Source organism: Shinella oryzae, assembly GCF_023038235.1.
Classification (GTDB): domain Bacteria; phylum Pseudomonadota; class Alphaproteobacteria; order Rhizobiales; family Rhizobiaceae; genus Shinella; species Shinella sumterensis.
The window spans coordinates 1,499,537-1,525,253 of the sequence record NZ_CP081987.1; the positions used below are offsets into that span (position 1 = coordinate 1,499,537).

Below are 25,717 nucleotides of genomic sequence, written 5' to 3' on the forward strand. Positions count from 1 at the left end.
CCCGTGGATGACGGCCCCCCTGCGAACACAGGCAAGCCTCCGCAAAATCGCGCATCCGCATCTTTTTTTCACGTTGAAAGTTCCCCGCGATACGCATCGCCCTTATCCTGCCCTATATCCTGTATTCGCAGGTGTTGAAGCGGCGGAACCGGTCGCGTCACCGCGAATTCCTTTCGGGAATGGAGGTCCGGAATGCTGAACTGGAGTTTCAACCGCAGCCTGATGCCATCGGACGCATCCAATCCCGGCGACCCCACCCTCGACACGCTCCCGCCCATGCCTGCACCCGCCCCGCCCCGCAAGTCCAAGATCGCACTCGCACTCGGCGGCGGCGCTGCCCGCGGCTGGGCCCATATCGGCGTCCTCAGGGCGCTGGAGGAAGAGGGCATCGAAGTCGGCATGATCGCGGGCACCTCGATCGGCGCCCTCGTCGGCGGCTGCTATCTCGCCGGCAAGCTCGACGAACTGGAGAGCTTTGCCCGGTCGCTCACCATGCGCCGGATCGCCAGCCTCCTGGATTTCACCATTCGCGGCTCCGGCCTGTTCGGTGGCATGCGGCTGACAAAGCGCATGCAGGAGCATCTCGAAAATCTCGCGATCGAAGACCTCGACCGCCCCTTTGTGGCGGTGGCGACGGAGGTCAACAGCGGCCATGAAGTGTGGATCAACGGCGGCTCGCTGATCACGGCGTTGCGCGCGTCCTACGCCCTGCCCGGCATTTTCGAACCGATCAAATGCAACAACCGCACGCTGGTCGACGGCGCGCTCGTCAATCCGGTGCCCGTCTCCGTCTGCCGCGCCTATGAAGAGCCGCTCGTCGTTGCGGTCAATCTCAACTACGACCTCTACGGCCGCTCGGCGGTGATCAAGCACAGCGCCAGCCAGCAGAAGATCGACGAACACCGGCAGGAAGACAGTGCTGCGCGGCTCGGCCTGACCGGCGTGATGGTGCAGTCGTTCAACATCATCCAGGACCGCATTTCCCGCGCGCGCCTTGCCGGCGACCCGCCGGATCTCGCGCTGCATCCGAAGCTCGCCGATATCGGCCTTTCGGAGTTCCACCGCGCCGGCGAAGCCATCGACCGCGGCTATCAGGAAGCCAAGGCGCGCATCGCCGAAATCCAGCGCATGCAGGAAGTCGTGCGAGCCGTGCGCTGAGGCGCGGCAATATCAGGGAAAGCCTGCAGGAATTCTGCAAGAATAAAGGCGGGCGGAACGGCTAGGATCGTTCCGCCCGAAACCGTTTCACCGGGCCGGTCGCGATGCGGTCAGCTCGCGATATAGGCCTTGATCGCTTCGGCCTCATGCTTGATCGCGCGGATATGGGCTTTCACCACGTCGCCGATGGAGATGATGCCGACCAGCCGCCCGTCTTTCTCCACGGGGATATGGCGCGCGCGTAGCTTGCTCATCATTTCCATGATGTCTTCGACGGATTGCGCCTCACCGCAGCGGTGGACGTTGCCCCACATGATGGAGGAAATCGGCTTTTCCAGGCATTCCGCACCATTGCGGGCCACGGCGGCAACGATGTCGCGCTCGGTCAGGATGCCGGAGATGCGGTCGTTGCGATCCACGATGACGATGGCGCCGATGTGATTTTCATGAAGGTAGACGGCAGCCTGCCTGACGGTAAGCTGTGGGCCGCCGGTCACGACGTTGCGGCCCTTCTCGTCCAGTATCGACTTTACATACATGCGTACCTCCCGTGTGCGTCATGACAGAGAGGCGGGGCACCCTTGCAGGAATGCCCTGCCAGTATGGTGAGACAGGCATCGCTTCCTCCGTGCGTGTGCCGATCCCTTCCGGTCTGCATGTGCGAACCGGAACTGTCTTATGGTGCGCCACGAAAACGGCGATTGCAAGACTGCTTATGGATTGCGTCAATCCCGCCGGGCTTCGCTGTCCAGCCGGTCGAAGATCGGAAAGAACAGGAACCCGAAGAGGAAGCCGCCGATATGGGCCTCCCAGGCGATGGCCCCGCCGCCGACAGAGCCGAAGACCTGGCCGACGCCGACGAGAAAGTTCGTGAGGAACCAGATGCCCGAGAAGACCAGCACGGAACGGTTCGACAGCGCCTCGGGGATCGAGAGCCGCCGGTTGAGATGGGCGAACTGCCGGCTGATGCGGCCGCTCGGCGAGAAGACGAAGCGCGCCGCAGCGCCCATCAAGCCGGAGACGACGCCGGACGCGCCGACGACGAGGATCATCTCGCCCCAGTGCAGCGCCGTGTGGAAGGCGACCGCCGCGATGGCTGAGAGGCACCAGAACAGGAAGAAGCGCGTGACGCCGATCCGCCGCACCACCGGCGCACCGAAGGCGACCATCCAGAAGCCGTTGAACAGCAGGTGCTCCCAACTGCCGTGCAGCAGCGAGTAGGTGACCGGACTCCACAGCCAGCTCAGGTCCTGATCGGCAAGCGGCACGGCGTAGCGTGCGGGAATGAAGGCGAAGCGCAGGAGCACGCTCTCGTCGGCGGGCACCGACAGTACATAGGTGCGCAGGGCATGGATGAGCGTCAGCAGGCCGAGCACGAAGACGAGACTTCCGGGAAGATTGAAGGCGGGCTCGCGCCTGCGCACGCCGTTCTCCTCATCATGCATTTCCACGCCGTCGTCACGCATTGCGAACCACCAACTCATACAAAGGGAATCGCGCTTATACAGATAAAAGAAAGGCCGTGCAGCTTTCGCCGACGGCCCGCGCCCCCAATCCCCGGAGCTTGAAAGATCTGCACTTAACCACCCCTCGTGGAGGGATGCCCCGACTTTTCCCGAAGCCGGCCGGCCGCGCAATCGAAACCGTTTGTTAACCTTAATCGCGCGGTGGCACGAAACTCGCTCCTCTCACCTCACACGCCCCGTCAGCCCCGGAATCCGTTCCGGAACGGGACAGAAGTGATTGGATGACGTGCATGCAGACCAAGGCCGCGACGACACTTTACGATTACTGGACGCGCCAGCGCGGCCGGCAGGCCTTGCCCCTGCGCAGCGCAATCGAGCCGGCCGACATCGCCGGCATCCTGCCCGACGTCTTCATCCTGGAACATGCCGAGGCGAAGGCCCCGCTGTTCCGGCTTGCCGGAACGCGCATCTGCGCGCAGTTCGCCCGCGAGCTGAAGGGCACCGGCTTCGACCGGCTGTTTGCGCCGGACCTGCGCGAACGGGTCGGGCGGATCGCCGAGAATGTCATGGCCCAGACCGCGCCTACGATCCTGAACACCCAGTTCGTCGACGGTGCGCTGGACACCACGCAGGCCGAGATCATGCTGCTGCCGCTCGCCACCCAGGGCCGGACCGCCGACCGCATCATCGGCGCGTTCGCGCCCCTGCCCGGCCAGCGCCAGCCGCTGTCGGCCTTCCTTTACGCCATGATCGATACGCTGACGGTCATCGACCCGGATCGCACGGACACGCTTGCCGCCCCGCGGCCATCCATTCCCGTGCCGACCTCGATCATGACGATGCGGCCGGCCGGGATCGGCCAGGCGATGAGCCGCGTCATGCATCTGCGCATCTTCGAAGGCGGCCGCAAGACGGAGTGACTGATAGGGCTGCACCGGGCAATGCAACCGGCAACCCCCATAAGTTGTCGAAACGCTTGACGGATACGAGATTTCCGGGCTGCGGCAAACCTTCTGTTAACCCAGAAAGATTAAAGGTTGGAAAGAGATAGGATCATCAGGCACCCGCGCTCATGTACTCTTTCCAACAGGCATCGCCTGCCGCACGGCAGCCCCAGAGCGACCAGCGCAACTTCCAGCGCGTCTCGGTCAACCTGTCGGGCCGGCTGATGACCGCCAATCACGACGAGTATGACTGCACGGTGCTCGACATGTCGCCGGGCGATGCGAATTTCATATGCGCGGCGCGGCCCCGCATGGGCGAGCGGATCATCGCCTATATCGATCATCTCGGCCGCATCGAGGGCAATGTCGCGCTGCTCAACGATACTGGCTTTGCCATCCAGCTGACCGCGACCGACAGGAAGCGCGAAAAGCTCGCGGCACAGCTGACCTGGATCGCCAACAAGCACGAGCTCGGCCTGCCGGAAGACCGCCGCCACGACCGCCTGACGCCGCGCAACACCCGCACGGAACTGACCCTCGACGACGGCCGGCGCTATCCCTGCCGGATCATAGACCTGTCGCTGTCGGGCGCCGCAGTCGATATCGAAGTGCGCCCGGCGCTGGGAACCCCCGTGCAGCTCGGCAGCATGAAGGGCCGCGTGGTCCGCCACTTCCAGGAAGGCGTCGCCATCGAGTTCTCCTCGGTGCAGTCGAAGGAAGCGCTCACGTCGTTCCTGTAGCATTCCGCGACACCACACGGCATGGACTGTACGAAAAAGGGCCCGACGGGCCCTTTTCTGTTTCAGAACGATGCACCTCTTCACCAGAAAAAACGCAAAAAAATTTTGGGCTGACATCGGCGCGAAGTGCAAGTCGACGCCACTCGCCCCGGCCGCGAGTGAAAATCCGGCGGCCAAAGCCCGGCGTGAAGTGACCCATCGGATGGCGCGGCGGCCGGCCTGCAGAACCATATCCGTCGGAAACAGCCCAGAAATTTCAAATGGAATCAGATAATTATCACGGAGTAGCCGGAAGCCGGCGAGCGCTAAATTCGTTACAATTTTAATCAAATTCGCTTCAAATACAGATAAAACAAAACTCGAATTTTGTTTTTATTTTATACTTATGCGATCTTGATTTGAACTAACTTATACTTCGGGTTTTCGCGCAAGATCAAAACATGCCTGTCATTGTGACCCCATCAAACGGGGACGACACAATGACAAAAACACTCAAGACAGGGACGTTTGCATTCCTCTTCTCGCTGGCCGCCGCACAGGTCGCGCTGGCCCTGCCGGCCAACATTCCGCTCGCCGGCGCCACCAACCAGCCGATCGGCCATTACGAATTCTGCAAGCGCTACAGCGATGAATGCGGCCCGACCGGCAAGGACGCCGGTCCGCTGAAGCTGACGCCGGAAAGCTGGAAGACGATCCTCAACGTCAACTACACGGCCAACACCGAATTCGTGCCGATGACCGACATGGAAATCTACGGCGTCGAAGAGCACTGGGCCTATCCCGAAGCCGCGGCCGACTGCGAGGATTATGTCCTGATCAAGCGCAAGCGCCTGATGGAAGCCGGCATCGCGCCCTCCAACCTGCTGATCACCGTCGTTCTCCAGCCGAACGGCGAAGGCCATGCCGTCCTGACCGTGCGCACCGACCGCGGCGACTTCGTGCTCGACAACATGCGCAACAAGGTCATGCTCTGGTCGGAAACCGAATACCGGTTCCTCAAGCGCCAGTCGTCGGTCCATGCCGGCAAGTGGGTGAAGCTGCAGGACGGCCGCGCCGAGGCTGTCGGTAGCGTCAACTAACACCGCCGTAGCCGGAAACGGCGCAGCGCGACAATGAGCCCGGCAGCCCTGCCGGGTGCAGGAAAGGGCCCGGTCCGTCCCCCAATCCCCGTCCGACCATGGCCCTGCGGCCGGTTCCGTTGTCCCCGGAACCGGCCGCTTTCTTTTCACCATCGTCCACAATCAACCGAAAATTAACCCTGTTGGCCGACGCTCCCCGCAGGTTCGACCTCTGGGAATCGCGAGGGAAAGATGGCAGCGGCAACGACGGGCGAGGAAACGCATACGCCGCTGATTTCCAATCGCCTGCTGACGCGCCTGACCATCGGCGTTGCCGCACTCGCGGCGCTGACGGTCGCGATCAGCCTGGGCGGCCGCCTGATGGGCGAGCGCATCGCGCTCGCCGGCCACACCGAAAGCACCGACGTGCTCGACATCATCGTCGGCCAGGACCATGTCCGCCTTCCCGCCAACACCATCCGCTTCGAGGAACAGCGCAGGATCGGCCGCGCCGAGCGGATCGACCTCTACCTGACATGGCCGGAAATGGCCGGCTACTCGAATGCCGAACGGCTTCGCTTCAACGATGCCGGCCGGCCCGAAAGCCTCGTCTTCCTCAACCTGTCGCAAAGCACGATGTCGAAGGACATGTCGGGGCGGCTCGGCCCGATCTACAGCCAGCTTTTCGACGAACGTTTGGAACCGGGCCCGGCCGGGCTCGTGCTGCGCCGCCTGAAGGGCAATTCGGCCTATGGCGACGAGGTTTTCTTCACGGGCACGCTGCCCGACGGCACGGATTACGCGGTGCGCTGCATGATGCCGGCGGACGAAAAGCAGTCGACCAGCGCCGATTGCCAGCGCGATATCCACATCGGCCGCGATCTTTCTGTGCTTTATCGCTTCTCGAGCAGACTTTTGCCGCAGTGGCAGGCCATCGAGGCCCGCATGCGCGATTATCTCGGCCGCGCCCTCGTCGAGGACGGTCGCGTCCCCACCACCAGAGCCCGATAAAAAAGTACAGGCATCGGCAACCAATGATTCATCATAAACCGATTGGTAACGCTGTGCCGCTACTGTGCCGGGATCAGTCGTCCGGAAACCTCCCATCCGGGCCACATGTGCAATCCGAGAATGAAGAGTAGCCTAGTGTCCCCTACCGTGTTCCTCGATTTTCTGCCTCGCTCCGTCCAGGCATTTGCCAAAGCGGCGAAAAGTCTGGTGATGGTCGGAATGGTCGCCGCCACTGCGGCCGTCGCTACGCCCGCTCAGGCCAATCCGAAATATGCCGGTATCGTCATCGACGCCAAGACGGGCAAGGTGCTCTACAGCGATAGCGCGGACGAACTGCGCTTTCCCGCGTCCCTCACCAAGATGATGACGCTGTACCTGACCTTCGAAGCCCTCGAAGCCGGCAAGATCAAGCTCAACACCCGCGTTCCGTTCTCCAAGAATGCCGCAAGCGAGCCGCCGACCAAGCTCGGCGTCGGCGTCGGCAACTCCATCACGGTCGAACAGGCCATGCTCGGCCTCATCACCCGCTCCGCAAACGATGCCTCCACGGCGCTGGCCGAGATGCTGGGCGGCTCGGAAGAGCGCTTCGCACGCATGATGACGCAGAAGGCCCGCGCACTCGGCATGACGCGCACCGTCTACCGCAATGCCAACGGCCTTCCCAATTCGGCACAGGTGACCACCGCCCGCGACCAGGCCCGCCTCGGCATCGCACTGCGCCAGCACTTCCCGCAATATTACGATTATTTCTCGGTCCGCAGCTTCCGCTTCGGCAAGCAGACCATCAACGGCCATAACCGCCTGCTCGGCAGCGTGCGCGGCGTCGATGGCATCAAGACCGGCTATACCCGCGCTTCCGGCTACAACCTCGTCACGTCCGCCCAGGCCGACGGCCGCAGCGTCGTCGGCGTCGTGATCGGCGGCCGTTCGGGTGCCGCCCGCGACCAGCAGATGCGCAAGCTCATCGCCACCTACATGCCGCAGGCCTCCCGTCGCGGCAACGGCGAGCTGATCGCCCAGACAAAGGCCGCGCCGACCCTGACAGCTGAAGTCGCGTCCACGGCCGCAACGGCGTCCGTCGCCGGTGGCCTGGACCTGCCGGAAAACGGCCCTGTCCCGTCCTACCGCTACGAGGAAAGCCGCATCGAGACGGCCTATGCCGCCACGACGGAGCGCAGCTCGGAAGTCGTCGGCAAGCGCGCCCTGGCCGCCACGCTGAAGGTACAGCGCGACGCCGTCCTGCCGCCCGAGGACCTTTCCGGACAGGGCGATGGCGGCGCCGTCGACCAGCTGACGACCTCGGCCGTCGCCAAGGCGACCCAGGCCCTGCCCGCCGGCTGGGTCATCCAGATCGGCGCCACGCCGGACCAGGACCAGGCCCAGAAGCTTCTGGCGAAGGCAAAGGATCAGGGCGGCCGGGCGCTGTCTGCGGCAACCCCCTTCACGGTGGCCGTCAACAGCGGCAGCGCGCAGCTCTACCGCGCACGCTTCGGCGGCTTCGACAATCAGGACCGCGCGGCAGCCGCCTGCAAGGCCCTGAAAAGGAAGGGCTTCGCCTGCTGGGCGAGCCAACAGTAACGAACAGGGACCGCATCCCTGCGATGCGGTCCGTAAACAAAGCATTCATGCCGCACCAGCCCCGGACAGGTATTGCGTACCGGTGGCTGCGGATGAAGGCAGGTCGAAGCCGCGTAACGGCCCGGCCATCCTCGATAGGTATTGCGTACGAGGCAGATCATGGCGATGAACGAAAACCTCTTCGATGTCCCCTCCGCAGCGCGTGACGGAAAGCGCCGGCCGCTGAAGGGCACGCTCCACCCGCTGCACGAGGCAGCGATGCGGATCGCGGATATCGGGCTCGGCCGTTCCCGCAACAAGACGAAGGACCTGGTCGGGATGCTGCTGGCGCATGGCGCGCGGGCCTGGCGCTCCGGCCAGCCCTCCGCCGGCATCCACCTGCATGTCGGCGTCAACGAGCGCCGTCATCCGGTGCGACTCCGGCTCCGCTGAGCTTTCGACCACAGCCTGCCGGCCCGCTCCCAAAGGACGGGCCGTTACTTTATGTGGACGTTCACAGAAGGCCGAGTTCTGCGAGTTCGCGCCGCAGTTCCATCGGCAGGTCGGCGGTGCCCTCGCCCATGTTCTTGAGATCGCGCGGGGCGTCTTCGGCGGTCAGGTAGCGCCAGCCCTGGAAGGCGCGGCGCGGCTGGAACTCGGTTTCGATCACTTCGGGCCCCAGCACCAGTTCACAGCGCGAGATGCCGTCGACATCGGTGAAGGTCTTGATGTCGAGGAGGCGCTGTCGCGCCTGCACCTGCCCCTTGATGACCCAATAGAGCGAGCCGCCGTCGAGCAGTTCCTGATCCCGCCTGGGGATCATGCGAGTGATGTGGCTGGAATGCGCCTCTATGCCCGCCGCCATCGCGATCAGCGAGCGTTCGGACACCCATTCGCGCAGGTCGTCGATCGTATCGGCACCGACACAGAGTTTGATGAGATGAAGCGCCATGATGTCTTGAACGCCCTTGCGGCGGCCGGGTCAAGGGGCCGTCGTGTCGCATTCCACAGCCAATAGCGGGCCACAGGCAAGCGCGCGGGCGCTCAGCACTCCACGACATTGACGGCAAGGCCGCCGGTCGAGGTTTCCTTGTACTTCTCGTTCATGTCGACGCCGGTCTGGCGCATCGTCTCGATACAGGCGTCGAGCGGCACGAAATGCGTGCCGTCGCCCTTGATGGCAAGCGAGGCGGCCGTCACCGCCTTGACGGCGCCTAGCGCGTTGCGCTCGATGCACGGCACCTGCACGAGGCCGGCAATCGGGTCGCAGGTCATGCCGAGATGATGCTCCAGCGCGATCTCGGCGGCATTCTCGACCTGCTCGGGCGTGCCGCCCATGACGGCGGCAAGACCGGCGGCGGCCATGGCGGAGGCGGACCCCACCTCGCCCTGACAGCCGACCTCGGCGCCCGAAATCGAGGCATTGTGCTTGATGATCCCGCCGATGGCGGCAGCCGTCAGCAGATAGTCGCGAATGCCGTCCTGGTCGGCATCCTCGTGGAAATGCAGGTAGTAGCGAATGGTGGCGGGCACGACGCCGGCCGCACCGTTGGTCGGCGAGGTGACGACGCGGCCGCCGGCGGCGTTCTCCTCGTTGACGGCCATGGCGTAGACGGACAGCCAGTCATTGGCCAGAAGCGGGTTCACCTTGTTGGAGCGCCACTCTTCCTGCAGCTTGTCGTGGATCGAGCGCGCGCGGCGGCGGACCTTGAGCCCGCCCGGCATGATGCCCTCGTTCTTCAGGCCGCGGTCGATGCAGTTCTTCATCGCCTCCCAGATGCGGTCGAGGCCGGCATTCAGCGCCTCGCGCGACATCACGGTTTCCTCGTTCGCGCGTTTCATCTGCGCGATCGTCATGTTGGCGCGCTCGGCCATTTCGAGCATCTGTTTTGCGGAGGCGAAGGGGAACGGCACCTTCCTGTCGCTGGAGCGCGCCTTGCTGGCGCGCATCTGCTCCAGTTCCGTATCGGTCACGACGAAACCGCCGCCGACGGAATAATAGACGCGCTTGAGCAGCAGCCGGTCGTCGCGGTCATAGGCGGAGAAGGTCATGCCGTTGGCATGGCCCGGCAGCGGGTTCTTCTTGTCGAAGATCAGGTCCGTCTTCGGCTGGAAGGCGTAAGCGGGATGGCCGGGCGGGGTGATGCGGCCGGTCCGCTCGACCTCCTCGACGATGGCTTCCATCCGGTCGGGATCGACGCTGTCAGGCTTCTCGCCCATCAGCCCGAGAATGACGGCGCGGTCCGAACCGTGGCCGACGCCGGTATAGGCGAGCGAGCCGTGCAGGCTCATGCGGATCGCCGCAACCTGCGCGCCGGAGGGGCGCGGCCAGTCGCTGGAGAGAATCAGATCCAGAAAGCGGTTCGCCGCGGACATCGGGCCCATCGTGTGCGAGCTCGACGGACCGATACCGATCTTGAAGACATCAAAAACCGAAAGGAACATTCCCGGACTTCTCCTTGCCGCGGCAGGCTATGCTGTGATCGCCGAAGCTACGTTATCACGCGTTGCGTTCATGGCGATCGCCCGACATCGGGTTTTACGGGTGCGACATGCCCCAAAACAAAAACAGCGCGTCTCGGAAGAGCGCGCTGTTTATATAGGGGCTATGGCCCGGTCTTTTCAGATGCCGCCGAAGAGATGGGCGACGACCAGAATGATGCCAAAACCGAGAACTGCACGGACGGTGATGCCCCAGCAGGACTTCTGAGCGGTACTTTCCATGATTTCCCCAAGTGGAAGATGTCGAGCGGCAGCCATCATCGGCGCCGACGGGCCCTGTTTAATGAAGATTTGATGAAGACGCAATCGGCAAAGATGGCGAAAGCGAGGCGCGCGCCGCATACGAGCCCCGCGCGTGATGCATGACCTGCCGCAAAATCAGACGCTTGCGCGCGGCGCGGCACTTTATGCACCCGCCTCAATCCCGCCCCAGGTCTGAACGGCGCAAGCGCAGCGGTCGCAGCCGCTTGCAAAATGCAAAATCCGTGGCACAACGCTTCGACATGAGCACCCCGGATCTCGTCGCCCTCGCCATCTTCATCGTCCTGTGGATCGGGTATTCCTCGATCACCGACCGCAAGCGGCTGTTCAACCGCGTCAGCCTCACCCGCGCGATGAGCTCGCAGCGTGCGCGCTGGATCCGCAACGCCATGCACCGCGACCTGCGCATGATCGACACGCAGATCATGGCGGGCCTTCAGAACGGCACGGCCTTCTTCGCCTCCACGTCGCTGCTGGCGCTCGGCAGCTGCTTTGCGCTGCTTGGCGCCACCGAACAGGTCTTCGCGATCTTCAACGACCTGCCCGGCGTCTTTCGCGCGAGCCGCGCGGGCTTCGAGATGAAGGTCGGCGGGCTCGCCGTGATCTTCGGCTACGCCTTCTTCAAGTTCGGCTGGTCCTACCGGCTGTTCAACTATTGCACCATCCTCCTGGGCGCCATTCCGATGAGCGGCGAGATCCACAAGGATCCGGCCGGCGCCGACCTCGCCGCCGACCGCGTCATCCGGATGAACATCCTCGCGGCCAAGCACTTCAACATGGGGCTCAGGGCCATCTTCCTGTCGATCGGTTATCTCGGCTGGTTCGTCAGCCCCTATCTCTTCATCCTCACGACCATCGGCATCATTATCGTGCTCGTGCGCCGGCAGTTCTATTCGGAAGCCCGGCTGGCGGTACTCGAAAGCCTCGACTGAGGCCTTGTCCTCTCCCGATTTGCCACCTTTCGGCCATCCGCCCGGCGCAAGCTTGGCGTGACATTCTATAGTGGATCCATGCAATGCGGCGACCCCGACCCATGACGACGACGGTGATTGACGGAGATGCGCAGGAAACAGGCACGGCGACCCGCCCGCTGCCGCGCATTCCGCTGATCGACCAGGCCCGCGGCGTCGCGCTGATCGCCATGGCGATCTACCATTTCACCTGGGACCTCGGCTATTTCGGCTATATCGACGCGGAAACCGCGACCACCGGCGGCTGGCGCATCTTCGCACGCCTCATCGCCGGTAGCTTCCTGTTCCTGGTCGGCTTCAGCCTGGTGCTCGGCCATGCCAACGGGTTCCGGCCGAAGCCGTACTTCATCCGGCTGGGAAAGATCGCGCTCGCCGCTGCCGCCATCAGCGTGGCGACGTGGTTCGCCTTTCCCGACACGTTCATCTTCTTCGGCATCCTGCATGCCATCGTCGCGTCGAGCCTGATCGGCCTTCTCTTCGTCCGGCTGCCGGTCGCCGTCACACTGCTGGCGGCCGCTGCCGCCGTGGCCGCGCCGCTTTACCTGCGCGCGCCGCTGTTCGACCATCCTGCGCTGTGGTGGGTCGGGCTGTCGGTCGACATCCCGCGCTCCAACGACTATGTGCCGCTCCTGCCGTGGATCGCGCCCGTGCTGCTCGGTATCGCACTCGCCAGACTGTTCGTCGCAAGCGCGCTTCCCGAGCGTCTGGCGGGCTTCGGCCACTCCACGAAACGCTGGTGGAAAACCCTGCTGGAGCAGGCCGGCCGCCACAGTCTTGCCATCTACCTTGTTCATCAGCCCGTGCTAATCGCGCTCGTCTATGGCGCCTTTCTCGTCAGTCCGCCCGTTGCGGCGAATCCGATGGAAGCGTATACTAAGAGTTGCACAAAAACCTGCGAGAGCGACCGCAGCGCCGGCTTCTGCCAGAGCTTCTGCAGTTGCACGCTGGACAGCCTTGTGAATGAGAACATGTTCGCGGACCTCAACCGGGGCGCGATAGACGTGACGACGGACGAGCGGATCACCCGCATGTCGTCGCAATGCACGGCGGCAGCCGAGGCGACGACCGACCTGAAGGAGTAGGAATCATGAATGCCTATCGCATGAAACCGCTCGCCTTTCCCTGGCCGCCCTTCATCTACGGCGCGGCGATTGCGGCAGCCTTCCTGCTTCAGGCCTATTTCCCGCTTTCGGTGGAGGAAACCAATATCTGGATCGCGCGCGCGGCCGGCGGCGTGCTGATCGCCACGGCCGTCATTCTCGATGTCTGGGCGATGCGCACGCTGGTCGACTGTCACACGACGATCCTGCCGAACCGTTGCTCCACCCACCTCGTGACGTCGGGCCCCTATCGCTTCACCCGCAACCCCATCTATCTCGGCTATACGCTGGCAACGGCCGGTATCGGGCTTGCGGTGCTCAATCCATGGTTCATCGTGACGGCCATGGTCGCCGCGGCGCTGACCAGCCTCGTCGCCATCAAGCGCGAGGAACTGCATCTGCTCTCCCGCTTCGGTGTGGATTTCGAGCGCTATTGCCACGATACGACGCGCTGGATCTGAGCCGCGCAGCACGCCGGCGACCCGCCTATGACGGACTTGCCGGCGACGATTACGTGCCCACGCCGATCTCGGCGAGGCGCGTCAGACAGGCTTCCTCGACATTGTCGAGCTCGGCCAGGGTCTCCTCGATATCGCGCCGCTTCTGGCGCAGCTCTTCCCGCTTCTCGCTGACCTTGGTCATCAGCAATTCGAGCTGGCCGATCTCGCCCGGCGGATCCTTGTAGACACGGATGATGTCGCGGATTTCGGCGATGGTGAAACCGATGCGCCGGCCGCGCAGGATTTCCTGGATGAGGCGACGGTCGGCGGGGCGGAAAAGACGGGTCCGGCCACGGCGCTCGGGATTGATCAGCCCCTCGTCCTCGTAGAAGCGCAGGGTTCGGGTGGATACGCCGAATTCACGCGTCAACTCGGTTATGGTATAGTATTTGTCCACGCCTGCTCCGATCCTCTGTGGATCGGCATTCTATTGACTTTTACGTATAAGTCAATTTTTCCGTCCCTCCGGCGCCACTGTGCCCGCTAATAACGGACGGCGAACCACCAGGTCGCGAGCCCCAGAAAGGCGAGAAAGCCGACAATGTCGGTGACGGCGGTGACGAAGACGCTGGAGGAGACGGCGGGGTCGGCGCCGGCGCGGTCGAGCAGCATGGGGATCATGATGCCGGCAAGCGCGGCGGCGCACATGTTGATCAGCATGGCGGCGGCGATCACGCCGCCGATATTGAGATCGTGGAACCAGAAGGCCGCGACCGAACCGATGGCAAGGCCGAACGCCAGGCCATGCAGGACGCCGACGCCCGCCTCACGCCGCACGACACGCCAGGCATTGTGGATATCGAGGTCGCGGGTGGCGAGCGCGCGCACCGTGACCGTCATGGTCTGCGAGGCCGCATTGCCGCCCATGCCGGCGACGATCGGCATCAGCACGGCAAGGGCCACGATCTCCTCGATGGTCGCCTCGAACATGGAGATGACGGAAGCGGCAAGGAAGGCGGTGAGCAGGTTGACCAGCAGCCAGGGCGCACGCGACCGCACGGTGTCGATGGTGGTATCCGACAGCTCTTCGTCGCCCACGCCGCCGAGGCGCATCAGGTCTTCCTCGGCCTCTTCCTGGATAACGTCCACCACGTCGTCGATGGTGAGAACGCCGACCAGACGGCCGTTTTCGTCCACCACGGCGGCGGAGAGAAGGTCGTACTGCTCGAAAAGCTGCGCCGCCTCTTCCTGGTCCATGTCGGCCGGGATGGGGTGGTTCGTCTCGCGCATGACCGTCTCGATCTTCGCGCTACGCGGCGTGCGCAGAATGCGGTCGAGATCGATGGCGCCGAGCAGGCGGAAGGTGGGGTCGATGACGAAGATCTGCGAGAAGCTCTCCGGCAGGTCGGCATCCTCGCGCAGGTAATCGATGGTCTGGCCGATGGTCCAGAACGGCGGCACGGCTACGAACTCCGTCTGCATGCGCCGGCCCGCGGTGCTCTCCGGGTAATCCAGCGAACGGCGCAGGCGGATGCGCTCGGTAAACGGCAGCTTCGACAGGATCTCGTCCTGGTCGGCCTCGTCGAGGTCTTCCAGGATGTAGACGGCATCGTCCGAATCCATCTCGCCGATGGCCGCGGCGATCTGCTCGTTGGGCATGTGGTCGACGATGTCGAGACGGATCGCCTCGTCGACCTCCGTCAGCGCGGACAGGTCGAAGTCGTCGCCCAGAAGCGAGACGAGCTGGTGGCGCTGCTCCGGCTGGATGGCTTCGAGAAGATCACCCAGTTCCGATTCATGCAGCCGCAGGACATGGCGGCGCAGGAACAGGAGGTCGCGGTCGGCAATCGCCGCGCCGACATGCATGAGGAAATCCGAGCGGATCGAGCCGTCCTCGGCATAGATATCCTCGGGCGGGAAATTGGCCTGCTCGGTCTGCCCCGCGCGGATACGGTCGTCGTCACCGGTGTTTTCCATCGGGGCGCTCCTTGTATCGGCTCGTCCCGCGCGGCACTTCGGCGAAGCGGGAACGATTGGGATTGCTGGGCAGGGCTCGGCGCGAAGCACCGGTCGGGAGAGCCTCGCTTTCCATCGTGCTAAAGCAAAGCGCCCGGCCGGTCCATTGCCGAACACGGCAAATGGTAGGGCGGCGAAAGAATTTAACAAGCTGTTGCAAATCAACGCTAATCACGCCACCACGGCCGCCGCGCGATGGCGGGCATTTCCCGCGTGGCGCAAACACGCTAGGAACGCGCGAGCAACATATCAGCGGAGCAATCATGGCGATCCTGCCCATCCTGCGCTTTCCGGATCCGGGCCTGCGCACGGCCTGCCGGCCCGTCACCATCTTCGACAGTCGCCTGGCGGCGCTTGCCGGCGACCTCGCCGACACGATGCGCGCGGCACCCGGCATCGGCATCACGGCGGCCCATGTCGGCATTCTGGAACGCCTCACGGTGATCGAGCTCGACGGCCCGGCCTCGCAGCGCGTCTATGTCAATCCGCAGGTCACCTGGTCCTCGCCGGACATGCAGCGCCACATGGAGGGAAGCGTCTCCATGCCCGGCGTGACGGACGAGGTGGAGCGCCCTGCCCGCATCCGCGTCTCCTGGCAGGATCTCGAAGGCCAAAACCATGACGCGGAAGCGGACGGCCTTCTCGCCGTCTGCCTGCAGCACGAGATCGACCAGCTCGACGGCATCTTCTGGATCGACCGCCTTTCGCGGCTGAAACGCGAGCGCATCGTCAAGAAGTTCAGGAAGGCCGGCGCCTGACGTGCAGAAAGGTCGGAACCACGCGCGGGGCAACACGTTTTGGGTCTATCCAACCCCGTGAAAAGGAGAAGACCGATGGTCACCGCAAACCAGATCCGCGAACATATGGAAGTCAAGGCTGCCGACGGCCGCCATGTCGGCACGGTCGACCACATGGAAGGCGACAGCCGTATCAAGCTGACCCGCAGCGATTCCGACGACGGCCAGCACCACCTCATCCCGCTCGACTGGGTCGATCACGTCGATTCCCACGTGCACCTCAACAGGGATGCCGAGGATGTGAAGCGCGAATGGTCGTCGATGAACTGACCGCATCTGTCGCGAACCACCAGGGAAGCCCGCCGAAAGGCGGGTTTTCCGTATCCGGACGACGCGGCACCCCTCGCCCCGATCGCGCCACTTTCCCTCAACGACAAAAAATTGTTCGAGAGCGACGCGCCGCTCTTGCCAAAACATGGGCAAGGCCGTTATCTGGGATCGACCTCGCTGGGAGAAACCGGCTGCCTCGATGAAGGTAGCGCCGGTGCCGAAGGAGCAACCGCCCCGGAAACTCTCAGGCAAAAGGACCAGCAAGGTGCCGTCGAAACTCTGGAGAGAAGCGCGAAAGCGCTCGCCGAAGGGATAACAATCTCAGGCGAAGGGACAGAGGGGGCTCAGGAGAACGGCGCAGCTGCGCCTGAATTGTGAGCCGGCGCCTGAAGGATCAGGCGCCCAACGACCGGAGGGCGCCTTTGGACGGATCGTCTGAACTCAAGAAAACCCAGCTTCACGCGCTGAACGTCTCGCTCGGCGGCCGCATGGTGCCGTTTGCCGGCTATGACATGCCTGTGCAATATCCCGCCGGCGTGATGAAGGAGCACCTTCACACACGCGCCGCCGCCGGCCTGTTCGACGTGTCCCATATGGGCCAGGTCACGGTGCGCGCCCGCTCCGGCGACAACACGGATGCGGCCCGCGCGCTGGAAACGCTGGTGCCGGTCGATATCGTCGGCTTGCCCGAAGGCCGCCAGCGCTACGCGCTCTTCACCAATGACCAGGGCGGCATCCGCGACGACCTGATGATCGCCAACCGCGGCGACCACTTCTATGTGGTGGTCAACGCCGCCTGCAAGGACGCCGACTTCGCCCATATGCAGGAGAAGATCGGCGACGTCTGCGACCTGACGCTGCACGACGACCGCGCGCTGGTCGCCTTGCAGGGACCGCATGCCGAGGCCGTGCTGGCGGAACTGTGGGCGGACGTATCGGCCATGCGCTTCATGGACGTGCGCGCCTGCGACCTGCACGACGCCCACTGCATCGTCTCGCGGTCGGGCTATACCGGCGAGGACGGTTTCGAGATCTCCATTCCCGCCGCCCTCGCCGAGACGGTCTGCCGGCGCCTGCTCGATCATCCCGACGTGCTGCCCATCGGCCTCGGCGCGCGCGATTCGCTGCGCCTCGAAGCCGGCCTCTGCCTCTACGGCAACGACATCGACACCGGGACGACGCCGGTCGAAGCCGGGCTGGAATGGGCGATCCAGAAGGTCCGCCGCACGGGCGGTGCGCGTGCCGGTGGCTTTCCGGGCGCCGACGTCATTCTCGACCAGCTTGAAAACGGCGCCGCGCGCCGCCGCGTCGGCCTGCGCGCCGAGGGCCGCGCCCCGGTTCGCGCCGGCGCAGTGCTCGCGACCGACCCGGAGGGGCAGGATATCGTCGGCACCGTGACATCGGGCGGCTTCGGCCCCTCCGTCGATGGCCCCGTCGCCATGGGCTATGTCGATGGCAAGGCGACCGCTCCCGCAACAGAGCTCTATGCGGGCGTGCGCGGCAAATTCCTGCCCGTCACCGTCACCGCCATGCCTTTCGTCAAGAACACCTTCAAGCGCTGACCGGCACACACCATTCCCATTCCAGAGAGGAACAAACATGCTGAAATTCACCGAAGAACATGAATGGCTGAAGATCGAGAACGGCGTCGCCACCGTGGGCATCACGACGCATGCCGCCGAACAGCTCGGCGACCTCGTCTTCGTCGAACTGCCCGAAGTCGGCGCGAGCTTCGAGAAGGGCGGCGACGCGGCGACGGTCGAATCCGTCAAGGCGGCCTCCGACGTCTATTGTCCGCTTGACGGAGAGATCGTCGAAATCAACGAGGCGATCACCGCCGATCCCTCGCTCGTCAACAGCGACCCGCAGGGTGCCGGCTGGTTCTTCAAGCTGAAGCTCGCCAATGCGGCCGATGCCGACAGCCTGCTGGACGAAGCCGCCTACAAGGAGCTTGTCGGCTGATGAACCTTCCCAAGGACTTCGCCTTCACCGATTACCAGCCCTACGATTTCGCCAACCGTCGCCATATCGGCCCGTCGCCGAAGGAGATGGAGGCGATGCTGAAGGTGATCGGCTATGACAGCCTCGATGCGCTGATCGACGACACCGTGCCGAAATCGATCCGCCAGACGAAGGCGCTCGAATGGGGTGCCGCGATGACCGAGCGCGAAGCGCTCGACAAGCTGCGCGAGACCGCCAACCGCAACAGGAAGTTCGTCTCCCTGATCGGCCAGGGCTATTATGGCACGATCACGCCGCCGGTCATCCAGCGCAACATCCTGGAAAACCCGGCCTGGTACACCGCCTACACGCCCTATCAGCCGGAAATCAGCCAGGGTCGCCTCGAGGCGCTCCTGAACTACCAGACGATGGTCTGCGACCTGACCGGCCTCGACGTGGCGAATGCCTCGCTTCTCGACGAGGCGACGGCAGCCGCCGAAGCGATGGCCATGGCGCAGCGTGTGGCGAAATCCAAGGCGACCGCGTTCTTCGTGGACGAGAACTGCCACCCGCAGACGATCGCACTCCTCAAGACCCGTGCGGAACCGCTCGGCTGGCAGATCGTCGTCGGCGACCCCTTCACCGATCTCGATCCGGTCGACGTCTTCGGCGCGATCTTCCAGTATCCCGGCACCTATGGCCATGTGCGCGACTTCACCGGCCTGAACGCGCGCCTGCACCAGACCGGCGCGATCGCCGTCATGGCGGCCGACCCGCTGGCGCTGGCGCTGCTCAAGTCGCCCGGCGACATGGATGCCGACATCGCCATCGGCTGCACGCAGCGCTTCGGCGTCCCCGTCGGCTATGGCGGGCCGCATGCGGCCTATATGGCTGTGAAGGATGCCTACAAGCGCTCCATGCCGGGCCGCCTCGTCGGCGTCTCCATCGACGCACGCGGCAACCGTGCCTACCGCCTCTCCCTCCAGACCCGCGAACAGCACATCCGCCGCGAAAAGGCGACGTCGAACATCTGCACCGCGCAGGTGCTGCTCGCCGTCATGGCCTCGATGTATGCCGTCTTCCATGGTCCGCAGGGCTTGAAGGCGATTGCCCAGAGCGTTCACCAGAAGACGGTGCGCCTTGCCAAGGGCTTGGAAAAGCTCGGCTTCACGGTCGAGCCCGACATGTTCTTCGACACGATCACCGTCCATGTCGGCAAGCTGCAGGGCATCATCCTGAAGACGGCGGTGGCCGAAGAGGTGAACCTGCGCAAGATCGGCAACGACCGCATCGGCATCAGCCTCGACGAGCGTTCGCGCCCCGTCACGCTGGAAGCCGTGTGGCGCGCCTTCGGCGGCGACTTCGAGGTCTCGGAATTCGAGCCGGATTACCGCCTGCCGGGCGATCTGCTGCGCACCAGCGAATACCTGACGCATCCGATCTTCCACATGAACCGCGCGGAAACCGAGATGACGCGCTATATCCGCCGCCTCTCCGACCGCGACCTCGCGCTCGACCGGGCGATGATTCCGCTCGGCTCGTGCACGATGAAGCTCAACGCGACGGCGGAAATGCTGCCGATCACCTGGCCGGAGTTTTCCGAGATCCATCCCTTCGTGCCGGCCGACCAGGCGCAGGGATACCGGCATCTCATCGAGGACCTGTCGCAGAAGCTCTGCGACATCACCGGCTACGATGCCGTCTCCATGCAGCCGAATTCCGGCGCGCAGGGCGAATATGCGGGGCTGCTGACGATCCGCGCCTATCACCTCGCCAATGGCGACACACATCGCGACGTGTGCCTCATCCCGACCTCCGCGCACGGCACCAACCCGGCCTCCGCGCAGATGGCCGGCATGAAGGTCGTCGTCGTGAAAGTGTCCGAGAACGGCGATATCGACATGGAGGATTTCCGAGCGAAAGCAGAGCAGTACGCGCAAAACCTCTCGTGCTGCATGATCACGTATCCGTCGACCCACGGCGTGTTCGAGGAGAATGTGCGGGAGATCTGCGACATCGTGCACAGCCATGGCGGCCAGGTCTATATCGACGGCGCCAACATGAACGCCATGGTGGGCCTTGCCCGCCCCGGCGATATCGGCGGCGATGTCTCGCATCTCAACCTGCACAAGACCTTCTGCATTCCGCATGGCGGCGGCGGCCCGGGAATGGGACCGATCGGCGTGAAGGCCCATCTGGCGCCCCACCTGCCGGAAAGCCCGCTGACGGGCGAGGCCGGCGCGGTTTCGGCAGCACCCTTCGGCTCGGCCTCGATCCTGCCGATCTCCTGGAGCTACTGCCTGATGATGGGCGGCGCCGGGCTGACGCAGGCGACGAAGGTGGCGATCCTCAATGCCAACTACATCGCCGCCCGTCTCAAGGGCGCCTATGACGTGCTCTACAAGTCCGCCAGGGGCCGTGTGGCGCATGAATGCATCATCGACACGCGCCCGCTGGTCGACAGCGCGGGCGTCACCGTCGATGACGTGGCCAAGCGGCTGATCGATTGCGGCTTCCACGCGCCCACCATGAGCTGGCCGGTCGCGGGCACGCTGATGATCGAGCCGACGGAATCGGAGACGAAGGCCGAGATCGACCGCTTCTGCGATGCGATGCTGGCGATCCGCGAGGAGGCCTGCGCCATCGAGGAGGGCCGGATGGACAGGGCCAACAATCCGCTGAAAAACGCACCGCACACGGTGGAAGACCTCGTCGGCGAATGGGATCGTCCCTATTCGCGCGAGCAGGCCTGCTATCCGCCGGGCGCCTTCCGCGTCGACAAATACTGGTCGCCGGTCAACCGCGTCGACAATGTCTATGGCGACCGCAACCTCGTCTGCTCCTGCCCGCCGCTGGAGGACTACGCGGACGCGGCGGAATAGCTCGCCAGACGCATTCGAACCCCGGCCGATCGATCGGCCGGGGTTTTCCGTTTCGGGCAGGGAAAGGTCAGGGCGAGACGGCGACGTCCACCCAGAAACGCGTAAAACCTTCCGCGAACTCGCGGTAGCCGCTCAGCGTCGAAGGTTTCACGGCATAAGCATTGGCGCCGCTCTCATAGGCGCGGTTGATGTCGGTCATACTCGACGAAGAGGACAACATGATGACGGGCGTGACCGCCGTGCGCGGCTGGCTGCGCAGCCGCTTCAGGAGATCGACGCCGCTGGTGCCGGGCATGTTGATGTCGAGCAGGATGTAGTCGAAGACCTCGGCATCGAGACGGTCGCTTGCCGCCTTCGCATCCGAGACATGGGTAATATCGAGCGTGCTGCCGGCGTCGCTGAAGGCGCGCAGCACGAAACGCACATCCACGGGATCGTCATCGACGACGATCATCTTCCTCGCCAGGTCTCCCACGATCGTTCCCCCTTGGCTTCGCGGTTTGCGGAAACGTCACGACGAAGCGTGCGCCCGGACCATAGGTCGTGTCAAGGGTGATCAGGCCGTTATGGCTTTCCGCGATCCGGCGCGCCAGCGCCAGGCCGATGCCGGTGCCCTGATAGACGGCTTCGTTGCGGTGCAGCCGCTGGAAGACTTCGAAGATGCGGTCGACATGCTGCGGATCGATGCCGATGCCCTCGTCCTCCACGACGAAATCGAGCCCCGCCTCGTTTTCCCGGCAGTAGACACGCACGACCGGCGCGCATTCGGGGCGGCGGTATTTCAGTGCATTGCCGATGAGGTTCTGCGCGAGGCGCTTCAGGAGTTCGCGGTCACCCATGACCGCAGGCATGGCGGCGACCTCAACGGTTCCGCCGCTTTCCTGCACATGGCTTTCGAGCAGCGCCAGCGCATCGTGCACCACGCCGGACAGGTCCACTGGCTTGGGCGCGGCGATGCGGTAGGCGATCTGCGAATATTCCAGCAGGCTGTCGATGATGCGCCGCATGCGCGCCGCGCTCTTGCGCACATGATCGGCGTAATGCGGCAGCTCGGCGAATTCCCCGCGATGCAGGTCCTCCGAAATCATCTCCGCGAACATGGAGAGATGGCGCAGCGGCGCCTTGAGATCGTGCGAGACCGTGGCGGTGAATTGGTCGAGCGCCTCGTTCTTGCGGCGCAGCTCGTCCGCCTGCGCTTCCACCCGGGCCTGCTGCCGCTTCGTCTCGGTGATGTCGCGGCCGACCGCCACCACCTCGCAGACGCCATCGTCGTCGAAGGTCGCCACCGCCGTCCAGAGCATCCAGTCTTGCTGGCCATCGGCGCCCTGCGTGCAGATCTCCCGCGTCCTGACGGGCTGCTCAGGGGTATAGCCGGCGATATCGATCAGCGCGGCCGTCTGCTCGGGCGCACAGGCGACATCGCGCAGGCAGGCCCCGATCAGCGCATCGGCGGTCGCGCCGACATGCTGCGCGTAGCTATCATTGGCGAAGAGGATGGAAAGGTTGCGGTCGAACCGCACGATCATGTCGGGCAGGATCTGCAGCAGCGAGAAGTACTCGCGCCGCTTTTCCTCCAGCGCCGCCTCCGTGCGCTTCAGCTCCGTCACGTCGATGCGCAGCGCCACGATATCGCCGGTCTCCGCCACATGGCTTTCAGCGCGAAGCCAGCGGTCGTCGCCGAAGCTGAAGACATCGCCGCCGCTGCCCGCGCTGCGGTGGCTGGCCAGACGCTCGCGCACCATCGCCTCGGCCTCCGGCGTGCCCTCGCGGATGCCCGGGAACATGCCGGCGCGAACATTGGCGCGCACGATGCTCTCGAAGGTCGCGCCGACGCGCACGGCCTCGCGCGCCCTGCCGCAGCGCTCGCGATACGAGCGATTGAACAGGACGAGCCGCTCGTGCCGGTCGAAGATGGCAAAGCCCTCCTCCATCGTGTCGAGCGCGGAGGCGATGCGCTGGCCGAGCAGGATCTGCTCGCCTTGGCTGCCGCCGCTGAGCAGGCTGCGCAGGAGGAGCGCGTAACGCGGGCCGTCCGTCTCGCCGGGCAGCGCAATGACATGGGCCGTGGCTTCGAGCCCGGCATTCCTGTCGACCTTGAAGAGGAAGGGATGGGCGTTCTCCCGCCCGCCCGCGGCATGACGCGCAAGGGTATCGGCAATGGCGGGGTCGTCTATGACGGGCGAGCCCGGCGCGCTTGCATGGCCCGCGACCCGGCCGAAGACGCGGGCGGCCGCATCGTTGCAGGACAGGACGCACGCCTGCGCATCGACGATCAGAACGGGAAACGGCAAATCCCGGTAAAGTGCGGCGGCAAAATCCATCATCGCCCGCCCTCCTTCGCGCTCAGGCCGGCATCAAGCCCTTCGCCGGCTGCGGGAGCCTAGGCAAAACGGCGGGCGAAGAAAAGATGCAGACAGGGCGTTTTTGCAGGTCAGGCGCGCACGGTGGGCTGGACAGCAGCCGCCAGCGCGGCAAGGTCGGCGGGCTTCAGCTCGACCGATTCGCCGCAGCCGCAGGCGGAGGTCTGGTTGGGATTGTGGAAGGTGAAACCGGAGCGCAGCGTCGTCACCTCGAAATCCATCTCGGTGCCGAGCAGGTAGAGCACGGCCTCCGGCGCCACCCAGACGCGGGCGCCGTTCTTTTCGATCAGGTCGTCCTTGGCATTGGGTTCGGTGACGAGGTCGATGGAATATTCCATGCCTGCACAACCACCCTTCTTGATGCCGACGCGAATACCCGAAGCGCCGTCGCCGGCATTGTCGACAATGGCTTTCACCCGGTCCGCCGCCGCATCCGTGAGGGTCATAACTGCAAAGGCCATGGTCATTTCTCCTTCGGCCTGACGGGTTCAAGGCCCGACGGTTCCGACTCTGAATCTAGTGCCGCCGGCCGCCACGATCAATAGCGGAGCGCCGACCGGCCTTCGCCCTCAATACCAGCCGACGGCAACCTGCGCCTCTTCCGACATGCGGTCGGGCGTCCACGGCGGATCGAAGGTCATGGAAACCTCGACGCCGGACACGCCTTCGACGGCGCCCACGGCGTTTTCCACCCAGCCCGGCATTTCGCCGGCAACGGGGCAACCCGGTGCCGTCAGCGTCATGTCGATCTTGACCATGCGGTCGTCTTCGATGTCGATCTTGTAGATCAAGCCGAGCTCGAAGATATCGGCCGGGATTTCCGGATCATAGACCGTCTTCAGGGCGGCGATGACATCGTCCGAAAGGCGCGCCAGCTCATCGGCCGGGATGGCCGAATGCACGATGCCTTCACGGACGTCGATCTTGTCTTCGGTTGCGTCGAGGGACATGTTCCACCTCCTCAGGCGAAGAATTTGCGGGCATGGTCGAGCGCGTCGGCCAGGGCATCGACTTCGGCGCGCGTGTTGTAAAGGCCGAACGATGCCCGGCATGTGGAGGTCACGCCGAAGCGTTTCAAGAGCGGCTGCGCACAATGGGTGCCGGCGCGCACCGCAACCCCTGCCCGGTCGATGACCATGGAGACGTCGTGGGCGTGGATGCCCTCAAGCTCGAAGGAGAAGATCGAGCCCTTGCCGGGCGCCGTGCCGAAGATCTTCAGCGAATTGATCGCGGACAGCCGCTCATGGGCATAGTCGCGCAGGTCCGCTTCATGCGCGGAGATCGCCGCGCGGCCGACACTTTCCATATAGTCGAGCGCATAGCCGAGGCCGATCGCCTGCACGATGGGCGGCGTACCGGCCTCGAAACGATGCGGCGGATCGTTGTAGGTGACGATATCCTCGGTGACGTCGACGATCATCTCGCCGCCGCCCTGGAAGGGGCGCATCTCCTTCAGGCGGTCCATCTTGCCGTAGAGCACGCCGATGCCGGACGGGCCGTAGAGCTTGTGGCCGGTCATGACATACCAGTCGCAATCGATGTCGCGCACGTCGACCGGCATGTGCACCGCGCCCTGCGAGCCATCGACCAGGACCGGAATGCCGCGTTCGCGCGCGATACGGCAGATTTCCTTGACCGGCACGATCGTGCCCAGCGCATTGGACATATGCGTGATTGCGATGAGCTTGGTGCGCTCGGTGAGGCACTTCTCGAAGTCTTCGATATGGAACGCGCCCGCATCGTCCACCGGCGCCCAGACGAGCTTGGCGCCCTGCCGCTCGCGGATGAAATGCCACGGCACGATGTTGGAGTGGTGCTCCATGATCGACAGCACGATCTCGTCGCCTTCGCTGATCTTGGGCATGCCGTAACCGTAAGCGACGGTATTGATCGCCTCGGTGGAGGATTTCGTGAAGACGATCTCATCGACCGAGGAAGCGTTCAGGAAACGGCGCACCTTCTCGCGCGCCGCCTCATAGGCATCGGTCGCCGCATTCGACAGGAAGTGAAGGCCGCGATGCACGTTGGCATATTCGTTCGAATAGGCGTTGGAGATCGCGTCGATCACCGACTGCGGCTTCTGTGCGGAAGCGCCGTTGTCGAGATAGACCAGCGGCTTGCCATAGACCGTTTTCGACAGGATCGGGAAATCCCTGCGGATCGCCTCGACATCATAGGTCTTTGCCGGCACATGTTCCATCTCGATGATCCTTGTTAAGCAGTCCCGCAGGCAAGGGACGCCT

26 protein-coding genes and 1 riboswitch are annotated in these 25,717 nt (G+C 64.3%); of the genes, 15 read left to right on the top strand and 11 right to left on the bottom strand.

Annotation, left to right across the window (positions count from 1 at the left end; all coding sequences use genetic code 11):
* Nucleotides 1–192 precede the first annotated feature (192 nt).
* On the top strand, nt 193–1,158 hold the full coding sequence (locus K6301_RS07490; protein ID WP_160872430.1) for a patatin-like phospholipase family protein: 966 nt from the start codon (nt 193–195) through the stop codon (nt 1,156–1,158).
* A gap of 110 nt (nt 1,159–1,268) precedes the next feature.
* On the opposite strand, the gene K6301_RS07495 is transcribed toward K6301_RS07490, so the two are convergent.
* Together K6301_RS07495 and K6301_RS07500 are read right to left on the bottom strand one after the other, a co-directional pair.
* Entirely contained in the window at nt 1,269–1,697 is a 429-nt protein-coding gene (locus K6301_RS07495; protein ID WP_134650750.1) for a CBS domain-containing protein, read from the bottom strand.
* Between the two features lie 186 nt (nt 1,698–1,883).
* The gene (locus tag K6301_RS07500) at nt 1,884–2,624 is read right to left on the bottom strand and encodes a rhomboid family intramembrane serine protease (RefSeq protein ID WP_247220260.1); all 741 of its coding nucleotides are present in this window, start codon (nt 2,622–2,624) and stop codon (nt 1,884–1,886) included.
* A gap of 290 nt (nt 2,625–2,914) precedes the next feature.
* Here K6301_RS07500 and K6301_RS07505 point away from each other — a divergent pair, with 290 nt between their 5' ends.
* The 6 genes from K6301_RS07505 to K6301_RS07530 all read left to right on the top strand — a co-directional run bounded on the left by K6301_RS07505 (nt 2,915) and on the right by K6301_RS07530 (nt 8,387).
* The gene (locus K6301_RS07505) at nt 2,915–3,544 is read left to right on the top strand and encodes a PAS domain-containing protein (RefSeq protein WP_247220261.1); all 630 of its coding nucleotides are present in this window, start codon (nt 2,915–2,917) and stop codon (nt 3,542–3,544) included.
* A 152-nt stretch (nt 3,545–3,696) separates the two neighbouring features.
* Nucleotides 3,697–4,308, top strand: coding sequence for a PilZ domain-containing protein (locus K6301_RS07510; protein ID WP_247220262.1), 612 nt, complete (start codon nt 3,697–3,699; stop codon nt 4,306–4,308).
* Between the two features lie 479 nt (nt 4,309–4,787).
* A complete protein-coding gene (locus tag K6301_RS07515) occupies nt 4,788–5,387 on the top strand; it encodes a transglutaminase-like cysteine peptidase (RefSeq protein ID WP_247220263.1) in 600 nt (199 codons plus the stop codon).
* Nucleotides 5,388–5,618: 231 nt separating this feature from the next.
* Nucleotides 5,619–6,377 (top strand): hypothetical protein, encoded by a 759-nt coding sequence (locus K6301_RS07520; protein WP_247220264.1) that lies wholly within the window; start codon nt 5,619–5,621, stop codon nt 6,375–6,377.
* Nucleotides 6,378–6,596: 219 nt separating this feature from the next.
* Nucleotides 6,597–7,955 (top strand): SPOR domain-containing protein, encoded by a 1,359-nt coding sequence (locus K6301_RS07525; RefSeq protein WP_370340474.1) that lies wholly within the window; start codon nt 6,597–6,599, stop codon nt 7,953–7,955.
* A gap of 159 nt (nt 7,956–8,114) precedes the next feature.
* Nucleotides 8,115–8,387 carry a hypothetical protein gene (locus K6301_RS07530; protein ID WP_134650758.1) on the top strand — a complete coding sequence of 91 codons (273 nt, stop codon included), beginning with the start codon at nt 8,115–8,117 and terminating at the stop codon, nt 8,385–8,387.
* A gap of 61 nt (nt 8,388–8,448) precedes the next feature.
* On the opposite strand, the gene K6301_RS07535 is transcribed toward K6301_RS07530, so the two are convergent.
* Together K6301_RS07535 and K6301_RS07540 are read right to left on the bottom strand one after the other, a co-directional pair.
* Nucleotides 8,449–8,886, bottom strand: coding sequence for a DUF1489 family protein (locus K6301_RS07535; protein ID WP_247220267.1), 438 nt, complete (start codon nt 8,884–8,886; stop codon nt 8,449–8,451).
* Between the two features lie 92 nt (nt 8,887–8,978).
* Nucleotides 8,979–10,379 carry an L-serine ammonia-lyase gene (locus K6301_RS07540; RefSeq protein WP_247220268.1) on the bottom strand — a complete coding sequence of 467 codons (1,401 nt, stop codon included), beginning with the start codon at nt 10,377–10,379 and terminating at the stop codon, nt 8,979–8,981.
* A gap of 560 nt (nt 10,380–10,939) precedes the next feature.
* On the opposite strand from K6301_RS07540, the gene K6301_RS07545 reads away from it, so the two are divergent.
* The 3 genes from K6301_RS07545 (at nt 10,940) to K6301_RS07555 (ending at nt 13,229) form a co-directional block, all read left to right on the top strand.
* Nucleotides 10,940–11,629, top strand: coding sequence for a DUF599 domain-containing protein (locus K6301_RS07545; protein WP_247220537.1), 690 nt, complete (start codon nt 10,940–10,942; stop codon nt 11,627–11,629).
* A 101-nt stretch (nt 11,630–11,730) separates the two neighbouring features.
* Nucleotides 11,731–12,750 carry an acetyltransferase domain-containing protein gene (locus tag K6301_RS07550; RefSeq protein WP_247220270.1) on the top strand — a complete coding sequence of 340 codons (1,020 nt, stop codon included), beginning with the start codon at nt 11,731–11,733 and terminating at the stop codon, nt 12,748–12,750.
* Between the two features lie 5 nt (nt 12,751–12,755).
* Nucleotides 12,756–13,229: a methyltransferase family protein gene (locus tag K6301_RS07555; RefSeq protein WP_247220272.1), complete on the top strand. Its 474-nt coding sequence runs from the start codon at nt 12,756–12,758 to the stop codon at nt 13,227–13,229.
* A 49-nt stretch (nt 13,230–13,278) separates the two neighbouring features.
* Here K6301_RS07555 and K6301_RS07560 read toward each other — a convergent pair whose 3' ends face one another.
* Together K6301_RS07560 and mgtE are read right to left on the bottom strand one after the other, a co-directional pair.
* The gene (locus K6301_RS07560) at nt 13,279–13,665 is read right to left on the bottom strand and encodes a MerR family transcriptional regulator (RefSeq protein ID WP_134650764.1); all 387 of its coding nucleotides are present in this window, start codon (nt 13,663–13,665) and stop codon (nt 13,279–13,281) included.
* An 86-nt stretch (nt 13,666–13,751) separates the two neighbouring features.
* Nucleotides 13,752–15,185: a magnesium transporter gene (mgtE, locus tag K6301_RS07565; protein WP_247220274.1), complete on the bottom strand. Its 1,434-nt coding sequence runs from the start codon at nt 15,183–15,185 to the stop codon at nt 13,752–13,754.
* 302 nt (nt 15,186–15,487) lie between these two features.
* Between mgtE and K6301_RS07570 the strand changes: the two genes are divergently transcribed.
* From K6301_RS07570 to gcvP, 5 genes are all read left to right on the top strand, one after another.
* Nucleotides 15,488–15,982, top strand: coding sequence for a peptide deformylase (locus K6301_RS07570; protein ID WP_247220276.1), 495 nt, complete (start codon nt 15,488–15,490; stop codon nt 15,980–15,982).
* Nucleotides 15,983–16,057: 75 nt separating this feature from the next.
* On the top strand, nt 16,058–16,291 hold the full coding sequence (locus K6301_RS07575) for a DUF2171 domain-containing protein (RefSeq protein ID WP_247220277.1): 234 nt from the start codon (nt 16,058–16,060) through the stop codon (nt 16,289–16,291).
* A 168-nt stretch (nt 16,292–16,459) separates the two neighbouring features.
* Nucleotides 16,460–16,561, top strand: a riboswitch (glycine riboswitch).
* A 152-nt stretch (nt 16,562–16,713) separates the two neighbouring features.
* Entirely contained in the window at nt 16,714–17,853 is a 1,140-nt protein-coding gene (gene gcvT / locus K6301_RS07580) for a glycine cleavage system aminomethyltransferase GcvT (RefSeq protein WP_247220279.1), read from the top strand.
* A 37-nt stretch (nt 17,854–17,890) separates the two neighbouring features.
* Nucleotides 17,891–18,253 (top strand): glycine cleavage system protein GcvH, encoded by a 363-nt coding sequence (gcvH, locus tag K6301_RS07585; protein ID WP_134650769.1) that lies wholly within the window; start codon nt 17,891–17,893, stop codon nt 18,251–18,253.
* Entirely contained in the window at nt 18,253–21,114 is a 2,862-nt protein-coding gene (gene gcvP, locus K6301_RS07590) for an aminomethyl-transferring glycine dehydrogenase (RefSeq protein WP_247220281.1), read from the top strand. The genes gcvH and gcvP overlap by 1 nt, the downstream gene beginning before the upstream one ends.
* 67 nt (nt 21,115–21,181) lie before the next feature.
* Here gcvP and K6301_RS07595 read toward each other — a convergent pair whose 3' ends face one another.
* The 5 genes from K6301_RS07595 to K6301_RS07615 form a co-directional block, all read right to left on the bottom strand.
* On the bottom strand, nt 21,182–21,568 hold the full coding sequence (locus K6301_RS07595; RefSeq protein WP_160872441.1) for a response regulator: 387 nt from the start codon (nt 21,566–21,568) through the stop codon (nt 21,182–21,184).
* A complete protein-coding gene (locus K6301_RS07600; protein WP_247220282.1) occupies nt 21,552–23,438 on the bottom strand; it encodes a sensor histidine kinase in 1,887 nt (628 codons plus the stop codon). Before K6301_RS07600 ends, K6301_RS07595 begins: the two co-directional genes overlap by 17 nt.
* 107 nt (nt 23,439–23,545) lie before the next feature.
* Complete coding sequence (gene sufA / locus K6301_RS07605; RefSeq protein WP_247220283.1) at nt 23,546–23,935, bottom strand: Fe-S cluster assembly scaffold SufA; 390 nt, start codon at nt 23,933–23,935, stop codon at nt 23,546–23,548.
* Between the two features lie 108 nt (nt 23,936–24,043).
* Nucleotides 24,044–24,424 (bottom strand): SUF system Fe-S cluster assembly protein, encoded by a 381-nt coding sequence (locus K6301_RS07610; protein ID WP_134650774.1) that lies wholly within the window; start codon nt 24,422–24,424, stop codon nt 24,044–24,046.
* A gap of 11 nt (nt 24,425–24,435) precedes the next feature.
* A complete protein-coding gene (locus K6301_RS07615) occupies nt 24,436–25,674 on the bottom strand; it encodes a cysteine desulfurase (protein ID WP_247220284.1) in 1,239 nt (412 codons plus the stop codon).
* Nucleotides 25,675–25,717: the final 43 nt, after the last annotated feature.

Coding starts and splice junctions, on each gene's coding strand:
- K6301_RS07575 (WP_247220277.1), top strand. CDS start 16,058: ATGGTCACCGCAAACCAGATCCGCGAACATATGGAAGTCAAGGCTGCC.
- K6301_RS07570 (WP_247220276.1), top strand. CDS start 15,488: ATGGCGATCCTGCCCATCCTGCGCTTTCCGGATCCGGGCCTGCGCACG.
- K6301_RS07520 (WP_247220264.1), top strand. CDS start 5,619: ATGGCAGCGGCAACGACGGGCGAGGAAACGCATACGCCGCTGATTTCC.
- K6301_RS07525 (WP_370340474.1), top strand. CDS start 6,597: ATGGTCGCCGCCACTGCGGCCGTCGCTACGCCCGCTCAGGCCAATCCG.
- K6301_RS07495 (WP_134650750.1), bottom strand. CDS start 1,697: ATGTATGTAAAGTCGATACTGGACGAGAAGGGCCGCAACGTCGTGACC.
- gcvP (WP_247220281.1), top strand. CDS start 18,253: ATGAACCTTCCCAAGGACTTCGCCTTCACCGATTACCAGCCCTACGAT.
- K6301_RS07540 (WP_247220268.1), bottom strand. CDS start 10,379: ATGTTCCTTTCGGTTTTTGATGTCTTCAAGATCGGTATCGGTCCGTCG.
- K6301_RS07535 (WP_247220267.1), bottom strand. CDS start 8,886: ATGGCGCTTCATCTCATCAAACTCTGTGTCGGTGCCGATACGATCGAC.
- K6301_RS07600 (WP_247220282.1), bottom strand. CDS start 23,438: ATGATGGATTTTGCCGCCGCACTTTACCGGGATTTGCCGTTTCCCGTT.
- K6301_RS07505 (WP_247220261.1), top strand. CDS start 2,915: ATGCAGACCAAGGCCGCGACGACACTTTACGATTACTGGACGCGCCAG.
- K6301_RS07530 (WP_134650758.1), top strand. CDS start 8,115: ATGGCGATGAACGAAAACCTCTTCGATGTCCCCTCCGCAGCGCGTGAC.
- K6301_RS07550 (WP_247220270.1), top strand. CDS start 11,731: ATGACGACGACGGTGATTGACGGAGATGCGCAGGAAACAGGCACGGCG.
- K6301_RS07500 (WP_247220260.1), bottom strand. CDS start 2,624: ATGCGTGACGACGGCGTGGAAATGCATGATGAGGAGAACGGCGTGCGC.
- K6301_RS07545 (WP_247220537.1), top strand. CDS start 10,940: ATGAGCACCCCGGATCTCGTCGCCCTCGCCATCTTCATCGTCCTGTGG.
- K6301_RS07595 (WP_160872441.1), bottom strand. CDS start 21,568: ATGATCGTCGTCGATGACGATCCCGTGGATGTGCGTTTCGTGCTGCGC.
- K6301_RS07515 (WP_247220263.1), top strand. CDS start 4,788: ATGACAAAAACACTCAAGACAGGGACGTTTGCATTCCTCTTCTCGCTG.
- K6301_RS07510 (WP_247220262.1), top strand. CDS start 3,697: ATGTACTCTTTCCAACAGGCATCGCCTGCCGCACGGCAGCCCCAGAGC.
- mgtE (WP_247220274.1), bottom strand. CDS start 15,185: ATGGAAAACACCGGTGACGACGACCGTATCCGCGCGGGGCAGACCGAG.
- gcvH (WP_134650769.1), top strand. CDS start 17,891: ATGCTGAAATTCACCGAAGAACATGAATGGCTGAAGATCGAGAACGGC.
- K6301_RS07555 (WP_247220272.1), top strand. CDS start 12,756: ATGAATGCCTATCGCATGAAACCGCTCGCCTTTCCCTGGCCGCCCTTC.
- K6301_RS07610 (WP_134650774.1), bottom strand. CDS start 24,424: ATGTCCCTCGACGCAACCGAAGACAAGATCGACGTCCGTGAAGGCATC.
- K6301_RS07615 (WP_247220284.1), bottom strand. CDS start 25,674: ATGGAACATGTGCCGGCAAAGACCTATGATGTCGAGGCGATCCGCAGG.
- sufA (WP_247220283.1), bottom strand. CDS start 23,935: ATGGCCTTTGCAGTTATGACCCTCACGGATGCGGCGGCGGACCGGGTG.
- K6301_RS07490 (WP_160872430.1), top strand. CDS start 193: ATGCTGAACTGGAGTTTCAACCGCAGCCTGATGCCATCGGACGCATCC.